This window comes from Phytomonospora endophytica, from assembly GCF_014202425.1.
Taxonomy (GTDB): domain Bacteria; phylum Actinomycetota; class Actinomycetes; order Mycobacteriales; family Micromonosporaceae; genus Phytomonospora; species Phytomonospora endophytica.
Genome location: NZ_JACHGT010000013.1, coordinates 243,215 through 253,090 on the forward strand (window position 1 = coordinate 243,215; position 9,876 = coordinate 253,090).

A 9,876-nucleotide genomic window follows, 5' to 3' on the forward strand; every position below is an offset into this window, starting at 1 on the left:
CCGGGCGGTGATGGTGAACATCCAGCCGATCCCGAAGCCTACCCCTCCAGCGGAGCCCCGCGCTGCTGCATGAACACGCCCGGGTCCACGGCACCCGTGTTGTTGGTGTCGTTGTTGAGATGCACCTCGAAGTGCAGGTGCGGGCCTGAGGAGTTGCCCGAGGTGCCGCTGATCCCGATCGGCTGCCCCGCGGTCACGTTCTGCCCGACGAACACACTCGGCTGGACCTGCATGTGGCAGTACCGGGTGACGACACCGGCGGCGTGGGTGATCTCGACGTACCAGCCGCAGCCCATGATCGACGGCGAACCGTCCACATCGCACGAATAGGGCGCGCCACCGGGCGTCGAGGCGTTACACGTCACGACCGACACCACGCCGGCCGAGGCCGCGTGAATCGTCGTCCCGCGCGGGGAACCGAGGTCGACGCCGTGGTGGTCGGGGCGTTCGGCGGTCCGGAAACCCGAGACGATCCCCTCCTTGACCGGAGCCGTCCACCCCGAAGCCGAGATCTCACCGGCATTGGCGCAGGTGCCCGCGTTCCCACCGACCACCGAGCGCGCGGCGCCGTCGGCGAGCGTGTTGACGACATCGGTCGCCAGCGGCTCCCACTTCGCGTACGCGTTCGGGAAAGCCGAGACCTGAACCCGTTGCGCCGCAACGGTCAACGGCATCGTCTCCCAGCCGTCGATGGTCTTGAGCTTGCCGTAGAAGCGGCCCGCCGCGTACGACGGATCCTGCACCTGATCGGGCGTACCCCAGCCCGCGCTCGGCCGCTGCTGGAACAACCCGAGCGAGTCGTGGTCGTTGCGGTCCCCGAGGTGACCGTAGTTGTGCAGCGTCGACTCCTGCATCGCCGTCGCGATCGCGATCACCCAGCCGCGCGGCGGGATCTTCTTCTCCTGCCCGACCTTGATGATGATCGCCGCGTTCAGCCGCTGCTCGTCGTTGAGGTTCCCCACCTTCGGCAGGTCCGCCTCGACGTTGATCGCATTCGTGGTGCCGCAACCGATCAGGTTGATCCCCGGCTGCGACGGCTGAGCCGAGAAGAACGTGTAGACCACCGTTCCCGCGCAGCACAGTAGAAGGGCCGTCGCGCTCGCCACCCAGGCGACGACACGACCCCGTCTGCGGCCGGATCCCGTCAGCATCAGCCTCGCTCCCAGTCGACGCCGCTGACCAGCCACCGTCCATTGGTGACGGCCAGGCTCAATCGCAGTGTGCCACCGACAGCGCTCTGTGTCACCTCCGCGAGCTCGCCTCGTCGTGACACGAGGGTGGGCTCGCCGATCAGTTCGTCGGTCGGCACCGAGATCGGGTCGACGCCGGTGATCTGCGCTTTCAGCTCCTCAGTGGACAAAGGGGCCAGATCGTCGAACCAGTCCTGCATGTCTTTGCCCGGATCCGCCCATTTCTTCGCGAAGTCCCCGGCGACGCGCAGAACGTTGTCGGCCTCCGGGTCGAGCGACGGTTCCGGCCCGACTGTCGGCAATCCGCTCGACTCGAACACCCCGTCGTCGGGCCCGTGGACCGCCGACGGGGTGTCGGCGGCACCGTTGTTCCCGGCCGTGCCACTGTCGGCCGGCCCGTTGACGAGCCGGCTGACGGTGAGCACCACGACGATGATCAGGACGATGCCGCCCACGATTCCGTAGCGACTGAACAGCAGGCGGGTGAACCGGCGCATGTGGGGTCCTGATCCTGTTCCGGCGGGCTAGTCGGGGCGCGAGCCGGAGTAACTGTGCGGTCTGTCCGCCGGCTCGTAGTTGGTCACGGTCGAGGACGTGCGTCCACCGGAGGGCCGGTAGACCGAGACACCGGGACCGCCCCCGGAACGCGGTGTCGGGGTCGGGTCACGACGCAGCTCGGGACGAGCGGAGCTGCTCGCACCGGTGTCCTCGGAGGCATCGGCGCGCGATTCCTCGGCCCTGGTCTCGGGACGGGTCTCGCGGGAACCGATCGCGGTCCTGCTGGTGAGGTTCCCGTCCTTGTCGACGTGCTTGATGGTCACGTCGACCTCGCTCTTCTTCTTGCCCCAGAAGGATTCCGACATGGAACCGCCGCCGCCGAGGGCGAGCATCCGCCGGTACGGGCGCAGCAGCATCCACGCCGCCGCACCGGTCAGCGCGATCAGCAGGATCTGCAACCAGGGCGCCAAGGCACTGGAAAGTATCTGATCCACCGCGAACAGGTAGACCGCCGCGGCCACCCCGAAGACGATGACGTTGATGATCGCCGACAGCACGATGTTGATCAGCCGCTTGAAACCACCGCCCGCGGGCTTGAGGATCGCGATGGTGCCGATGATCGGCAAGGCGATGATCGCCCACCGGATCAGCAGGAAGCCGAGGATGATCAGGATGCTGGCGGTGATGTCGAAGAGCGCGAAGAGCAGGGCCGACAGGATCGCCAGGAAGCCGGCACCGACGCGTTCCCAGCTGCGGACGCCCTGGAGGTGCTCGTACTCCTCGGGATAGGTCCGCTGGATCTCCCCGGCGATGGCGCGCCACTGGGCGGCCTTCTGCTCGGTCAACTGCGTCCGGATCGCCGGATCGTTGCGCGCGGCCTCGATCTCGGCCCAGGTGAAGGCCGAGGAGTTGTACAGCGCCAGCCCGTAGAACTTCGCGGCGTCGCTGTCGGCCGAACCGAGGACCGAGCGCAGCCAGTTGCGGTAGAGCAGGTTCTCGGTGACGGTGTCGGACGCGCGGACCGCGGCCGGACGCAGGTCCTGGCACTCGTCATCGCCGTCGGCGCAGGCACTCGGAGGCCCGACGGCGTTGTTGACCGTGGTCAGGGCCGTGGTCATGGCACCGTCGGCGACGCTCGCCGACTCCGTCGGCCACTTCGCCACGGCGGTGACGAGCACGAGGATGAAGACGGCCCACCCGACCGTCGTCATCGCCGAGGACATCTCGGCCTGCCGCGAACGCCAGATCAGGTACAGCCCGACGACGCCCACGGTGATGATGCCGAAGATGCTGAAGACCTTCTCGTAGACGGCCTGGGTGGCGGTCTCGACGAGGTTGTCCGACCAGCCCCACGCGTCGGCGGGCTGCCAGGCCCACTCGCGCAGCGCGTTCGCGGCACCGGTGATGCCGGTGGCGATCATGAACTCGCCGCCCGCGATGCTGTTGGCGCCGGTGTAACCGTCGACGGGAGTCCCGCCGAGACAACCGATGTCGTAGAGGCGCTCCTGATACCCGGCATAGCCGTAGGTGCTGTAGATCCCCGCGCGCGACTCGTCCGGCAGCGAGGGATCGCTGGCGAACCAGCCGGCGAGGCCCGAGTCGGGCGAACTGGGTGCCGGAACCTCCTTGCAGGCGTCCTTGGGGACCGGCGTGAGCTTGTCCGCGCAGGCGCCCGGCTTCGTCTGCCACTCCGAGAGAGCACAGACCCCGCTCGGGTCCTTCGGGTCCTCTTCCTCCGCCGCGGCACTCCCCGGGACGAACATCACCGCAAGCGCGGCGACGCCCATCGCGAGCACCGCGGCGGCGAGCTTGCCCTTACCGACGCGCCACATTCCCATCACCCTCCACCATGGACTTCGCACGAGGTCCTCCGGTGGCGGCGCCACCGGCCGGTCCGGGAGCGCCTGGCGTGGTGTCCAGGAACTCCAGCAGGCGCGCGGCGTAGGAGATGTCGGCGCGGATCCGCTGGACCCGGCCGTCTACGTCGCGCATGATGAACTCCCGGTACGGCAGCCTTTCCGCCGATGATGCGTCCACAGAGGACAGTGCGGCAAGGGTCTGCTCGTATCCGACATCGGTGGGGACTCGCAGCAGGCGGAGGGCCTCCTGTGCGATCTCGGCGTCCTCGGCGATCCGGCCGACGAAGACGGTGGACACCAGGTTCTGGACGTCGAGTCCGAGGATGTCCTTCGGGTTCTGGGAGGCGACCAGCGCGGCGAGGTTCCACTTACGGGAGTCACGCGCGAGCCGGACGAGGAAGGAACGCCCGGAGCGCCAGCCTTCCATGAAGTGGGCCTCGTCGAGGCCGACGAGTTTACGGCGGTTGATGTCGCCGCCGTAGCAGCGGCGGACGGCGAGCCGGTGCGCGGTGTGCAGCATCGGCAGCGCCAGAGCCTCTTCGGCCGACCAGTACTCACGCTCGATCTTCAGGTCCGGCAGGCGAAGCCCGGCCATGGTGATGACGGTGAGCGCGGCCTCGTCGCCGAGGGTGTCGGGCGGCGGGGAGCCGAAGAAAAGCATGGCGAGGGGCATCTCGGCGGTGTCGAGCAGCAGCGCGGCGAGCTCTGCGCCTTCGTCGCCCTCGTCCTGGAGGACGTCGACGATGTCTTCGAGGGTGCTGGTCTCCTCGGCGGGGACGGCGCGCGCGGCGTGCCGCAGCAGCCGTGCGGTGTTGGCCTCACGGGCGACCTGCGGCGGCACGAGCATCGAGCAGATGTCCTGGACGAGCATGCGCCGCTCGGCGCGCGCGTTGGACACCGCGATCTCGAAGTCGCGGTCGGCTTCCGGCCCCTCACCCCAGTGTTCGCGGCGAGGCGTCGGGATCAGCGCGTAGGGGGCCAGCGTGCCCGACTGCTGGCCGGTGAGGTTGATGACCCGCGCGTACGGCTTCAGCTCGGGCATCTCGCACAGCCGCGCCAGCGGCCCCGACGGGTCGAGCAGGGTCACCTGCACGCCACGACGCGCGGCGAGATAGCCGAGCGCACCGAGCAATGTGGACTTACCACCGCCGGGCTCGGCGACGAAGACCGCCAGACCCGACCTCTCCCTTACCTCCATGGGGAAGTGCAGGTCGAGGAACACCGGACGACGGCACGTGCCCGACGTACGGCCGATAAGGTCACCGCGGCGATCGCCCACAGTGGACGCCGCCTGCGGCAGCGCCGCCGCGAACAGACGGACCGGCATCCGCCGCACATAACCCGTGTTGGCGATCGGCTCACCCGGAATGAACTCGCGGGCCAGCCAGTCCTGGTTCTTGGGATGCTGCAGGGAGATGCGCATCTCGCGGCTGTACATCTTCATCAGCCGCCGCGCGCGCTCCAGACACTCCTCGCGCGAAGGCGCCGACACCGCGATCCGGTGCCACCCGTGGATCCGGGAGGCATCGGTGGGCAGTCCCGTCGTCATCTCGTCGCCGACGCCCAAAGCCCGCTGCGCCAGGCGTTCCAGCTCCGGCGGCGCGTCCATCGAGTGCTCGTCGTAGTCGTGCTGCTGGGACCGGATCATCCGCAGCCGGTGCTCCAGGTTGCGGAAGGCCTCACCCGGACCGAGAACGTCCACTCTGGACGACAACTCCATCGGCCACGGCAGCCGCTCGTGGAAATGCAGCCACGGCTCATGCCGCTCGGGGATCTCCAGCTCCTCCATCCGCCCCACCGTCAGGATCGCGGTGTGCGTCTCCTCCCCGGTGAGCCGGTTGACGAGCTTGACCGTCGACCCGTACGGCGTCCGGTAACGCTCGATCTGCTCGGTCAGCGCCAGCAGATCCCCCGGCGCCCAGCCGGTGTCCGAGACCGGCGACAACTCCTCCGGCGGCGACGCCCCCAGCGCGACCGAACGGTAGATCAGCCACTCCAGCTCATGCGGCGTCACCCGCCGCCCACGAACGCCGTAGGCGCCCAGAACCTCGTCGAACTGCTCGGTCATCCGGTCCAGACGACGGCGTTCGACATCCAGGGTTCCCCTGCCGCGCAAGCGGTTGAAGCGCTCGCCGACGGTGTCGGCGAGTGTCCTGCGGGCGAAGCTGATGCCGAGGTAGGTCTGGCCTTCGGCGTGCGCGATGTCGTGCAGGTGCTGCTGGGCGGCGACGAGGTGGTCGGCCCAGCTCGTCGAGCCGGGCACCGAGGGGAGCGGCCGGTGGGTGTTCTGGTCGACCGTCCGCGCCCACTCTGCGGCGGGGAAGGGTCTGTTGGTGCGACGAAGATGCAGGCGGAATCCGGCCATGCCGGAGTACTGCTCGGCGATCGCCGAGATCAGCGCCTCCCGCTCGGTGTCGGGCCGGAAGGCCCAGCGCACCTCGGGAAGCCGGTACCAGGCCGTCACCGAGATCGGCGTGAAGGTCAGGTGCCCGGAGATCTCGGTCAGCGCGAGCTCCTGCGCGGGGCTGCGGTCCTTGAAGCGCGGCGGCTTCGCCTGCCGGAAGGGCTTCTTGCGCGAGGCCTCCTTCTCCGCGCGCTTCAGCTCCTTTTTGGACAGTGGCCGCGGCTCGGGCGGACGCGTCCCCGGCGGAGCGGTCCGCAGGCGCGGGTCGTAGTCCTGGTGCGGGACCGGCGGACGTGCCGGCTGCACGGGCTCAAGCGCACGCCCGGGGACGGGCGCGACCGGGGGAGCGGCGGCGAAGGGCTCGGCGGGCGGCCCGGGCGGCGGCGGCTTCATCACCGGCGGACGCGGCGGCGCGACGGGCTGGGCGGGCTGCTGGGGAGCCTGCCGCGCGGGTTCCTGGACGCGCTGGTGCGCGACGGGCGGCTCCGGGGCGCGCGGAGGCGCGACCTGCCGGGTCTCCCGCGGCGGCGGGGGCTGCTGCTGTCTGTTGTCCCGGCCGCGCGGCGGCTCCTGCGGCGCGCGGGGCGGCGCGGGCGGGCGCTGTGCGGGTGAGGCCGGCGGGGGTGCCTGCGTGGCCCGCTGCTGTGGCTCCTGAGGGCGCGGCGGCGCCGAGACCGGGTCCTCGCTCACCATCGGCACGCGCGGCCCGAAGACCGCGTCGGCGATGGCGGTGTCCAGCGGCTCGGTCGGCCAGTCGGGCCGTCTGGCGCGCTCACGCGGCGGCGGAGGGGGCGTCACGGCCCCCGCCGGACGCGGCGGGGCGGGCTGCTGCGGCGCGGCTTCGCCGTCGAGGGCGTCGGCGATCCGCGAGTCCTCCTGTTCGCCTTGCGCGCGTGGCCTCTTCGACGCCCGGAACACCGCGATGGGGCTCGCGGGCTCACGCTTGGCGCCCGGTTCGGACCGGGGCTCGTGACGGTCGTCGGGACGGTGGTCTTCGGTCACTGGACAACCTCACGGATGCGCACGGCACGCGCGACGAGGCGGTGGTCGCGCTGTTCTTGGTTCGGTTCCCGGGTGGAGCGCCAGTCGGTGACGACCGTGCGCAGCACCGCCCGCGCGGGGCGGTCGGGATCGACGTTGCGGAAGATCAGCGAGGTGGTCACCATGGCCAGCGCGATCTCCCAGGCTGGAAAGAGATTCACGTCCTGGAAGAACACCCAGTACAGGAACATGTAGAGGGCGAGACACGCCGCGAACACTCCATATTGGGCGTACGGCAGGTGAATGGGCAGCGTGTATCCGGGCGGGCCCAGGTACAGCAGCCGCGCACGATAGATGTCATCGTCCGTACGTAGCCTCAAAGCCAACTCCTGCCATCGTTCCCAAGGTCCGCGTCCTTCCCAAACGCGGCCCCCGCCGGCGCCTCGCGGGCGCCCTTCACGTCGCCTTCTAGTCGGTGAAGAACAGGTCGACCAGCGTTCCACCGAGGAACACCAGTGTCACCGCTCCGGCGATGAAGGCCAGGCCGACGATCGCGATCGCCGACGAGGTCATGACCTTGGAGATCTCTCCCTTGTTCGCGCGGCCGATGAAGATGAGCCCCAGCACGCCCAGCAGAATCGGGGCGATCTTGCTGAGGAAGAAGTCGATGACCCCCTTGGTGTTGATGTCCGCCTCAGCCCCGGCGAGCATCGGCGCGATGTCGTGCAGTGCCGTCCTCAGCATCGGAACGCGCCTCCCTTGGTCTCTCGCTCCTGGTCAAGTTGCACGTGAACCTCACAATATGGTGGTCCGCCGTGACGATGGGTTTCATTACGCATGGCGAAACGCTCCACAATCACCGCTCTGTCGTATATCGGACTGTACGTGGCCCAGGTGTCGTGAGTGGAGCATCGGGGCCGCTCGGAGTTTCGCGACGGGCGGGATCCGTGTTCATCGCATAGCCTCGGTATCCGAGGAGGTGCACCGATGGAACGGACAGTGATCCTGGCCGGCACGTTGATCGTCGTGGGGATAGTTCTCACCGGGCTGTCGGCGGTCCAGTTGGGCATCGCCCGAGCCGCCGCGAAGTGGCCGTCGGCCCGCCGCCCACGCCTGGGCCGGGGCCCGGCACTCGTCGGCATCACGACGGGCGTCCTCTTCGCCGGAGCGGCCGGCGCACTGGCCGCCACCCTCGTCCCGACCGAAGGCCTCATGTGGACCTTGGGTGTGGCGGGCGCGGGCGTACTCGTGTCGGCGGTCGCGACGGGCATCGCCGCGAAACTCGCCTCCCAGGTCGAACTTAAAGCCCTCATCTCAACGCCATCTCCCGCGTACATCGCGATCACGCCACGTGGTGAAGCTCCTCCGATGATCGCAGCACGCAGTGACAATATGGCTGCGCCACCAGCCCAGCCTGCCACCATTGCCACCTCGGGTGCCACCAACGACTCCGGATCACTCCCAGGGGCCCACAATACGTCCCCCCCAACACAACCGGTCGCGTACGCGACCCCCCGCCACGACCACATCAGACCCTGGGACGAGCCAGAACTGGCGGTCCCCACGGACGCCGAACCCGGCTGGGTCTACCAGGACGGAGACGGCAACTACCTGCTGGTGGTGGACATCGACACCCCGGAGGACGAGGGCCGGAGGTTGGTGAGGCTGGTGGACTTCGCGCTGGCGCCGTACGGGTCGGTGCGCGAGCCGCTGAGGCTGGCGGGGTCGATCGAGATCTCGGTGTGGCCGATGGAGTAGGGGTGGGCGGGGGAGGCGCGGGCGCGTGGGGGGTGCGGTCGGGTGGGAGGTGCGCGTGGGAAGCGCGCGAGCGAAGCGCGCGAGCCAAGCGAGGACGCGCGAATGCGAGCCGGGGCCTCGGGTGGCGAGTGGAAGGTAGGGGAACCGTGCGGGGTACGGGCGTGATGGGGCGTGGGCGTGGACGTCCGCGTGGGACGCGATAGCGCGCGAGCGAAGCGAGAACGCGCGAACACGACTCATGGCCTCGCGTTAGCGAGCGCACAGCCTCGGCGGGGAACCCCGCGAGGCGGTAGGGATTCGCACGGACGGTGAGACCCACGGAGTCCCGGGTCCAGGGACGGAGTCCCTGGTGGGGTCTGGGGCGAAGCCCCAGCGGGGGTCTCGGGGGCGGAGCCCCTGAGTGGGGGTCTGGGGGCGAAGCCTCCCAGCGGGGGTGCGGGGGGCGGAGCCCCCGGCCGGGGCTAACCGCGACACGCAGGGACGTCTCCAGCACGCGAGACGAGACGGTGCACCGACGGGATGGGGCGAGGCGGGGTAGTCGCGGCCACCGTGGCGCAGGCCGAGCACGGCCGAGGAGCAGCGCACCAGACCAGACGACACCGGGCGAGCGCGAGCACGCGGCAGGGTCTGGCGTTCCGCGGCGTTCGGAGCGAAGCGAACGGACGCACGAACCCCAACCAACGCCGGGCACCCCGCTCAGGCCCACCCAAGGCAGAACCCGACCCTCCCCGCGAAGCGAGCCAGACGAAGGTGTGGACGCGAGCGAAGCCAAGGGATGAGATGCGATGCCCGCGACCCTCAAGGCGTCCCGAACGCGAGCGAAGAGGAGGAAAGGCGAACGCGCGGGCAAGGACACGAGCGAGCCCGGAGAGAACCCGACCGGACTGCCGAGAAGCCGCCGCAGAGACCGATGCACCATCGCGGGGTGCGGGGTGCGGGGTGCGGGGTGCGGGGTGCGGGGTGCGGGGTGCGGGGTGCGGGGTGCGGGGTGCGGGGAGGGGCCGCGCCGACATATATGCAGGCAACTCCAAACGCCCCCGGTAAAAGGATCACGCGCGGGTACGACATTTCGCCGAGAGCGGCGATGCTCTTCGGTGGCGGTGGCGGTGGCGGTGGCGGTGGCGGTGGCGGTGGCGGTGGCGGTGGCGGTGGCGGTGGCGGTGGCGGTGGCGGTGGCGGTGGCGGT

The 9,876-nt window shown here is 69.9% G+C and carries 7 protein-coding genes; 1 reads left to right on the forward strand and 6 read right to left on the reverse strand.

Annotated features, from left to right (window positions below; translation table 11 throughout):
* Positions 1-38 precede the first annotated feature (38 nt).
* The 6 genes from HNR73_RS27900 to HNR73_RS27925 all read right to left on the reverse strand — a co-directional run bounded on the left by HNR73_RS27900 (position 39) and on the right by HNR73_RS27925 (position 7,676).
* Positions 39-1,151 (reverse strand): M23 family metallopeptidase, encoded by a 1,113-nt coding sequence (locus HNR73_RS27900; protein WP_184790616.1) that lies wholly within the window; start codon positions 1,149-1,151, stop codon positions 39-41.
* Positions 1,151-1,687, reverse strand: a complete 537-nt coding sequence (locus HNR73_RS27905) for a hypothetical protein (protein ID WP_184790617.1) — start codon at positions 1,685-1,687, stop codon at positions 1,151-1,153. The genes HNR73_RS27900 and HNR73_RS27905 overlap by 1 nt, the downstream gene beginning before the upstream one ends.
* A 27-nt stretch (positions 1,688-1,714) precedes the next feature.
* Positions 1,715-3,526 (reverse strand): MFS transporter, encoded by a 1,812-nt coding sequence (locus HNR73_RS27910; RefSeq protein ID WP_184790618.1) that lies wholly within the window; start codon positions 3,524-3,526, stop codon positions 1,715-1,717.
* On the reverse strand, positions 3,504-6,953 hold the full coding sequence (locus HNR73_RS27915) for an ATP-binding protein (protein WP_239122180.1): 3,450 nt from the start codon (positions 6,951-6,953) through the stop codon (positions 3,504-3,506). Before HNR73_RS27915 ends, HNR73_RS27910 begins: the two co-directional genes overlap by 23 nt.
* Complete coding sequence (locus HNR73_RS27920; protein WP_184790619.1) at positions 6,950-7,312, reverse strand: hypothetical protein; 363 nt, start codon at positions 7,310-7,312, stop codon at positions 6,950-6,952. The genes HNR73_RS27915 and HNR73_RS27920 overlap by 4 nt, the downstream gene beginning before the upstream one ends.
* 88 nt (positions 7,313-7,400) lie before the next feature.
* Complete coding sequence (locus tag HNR73_RS27925) at positions 7,401-7,676, reverse strand: hypothetical protein (protein ID WP_184790620.1); 276 nt, start codon at positions 7,674-7,676, stop codon at positions 7,401-7,403.
* Positions 7,677-7,919: 243 nt separating this feature from the next.
* Here HNR73_RS27925 and HNR73_RS27930 point away from each other — a divergent pair, with 243 nt between their 5' ends.
* Positions 7,920-8,690: a hypothetical protein gene (locus tag HNR73_RS27930; RefSeq protein ID WP_221331173.1), complete on the forward strand. Its 771-nt coding sequence runs from the start codon at positions 7,920-7,922 to the stop codon at positions 8,688-8,690.
* Positions 8,691-9,876 lie beyond the last annotated feature (1,186 nt).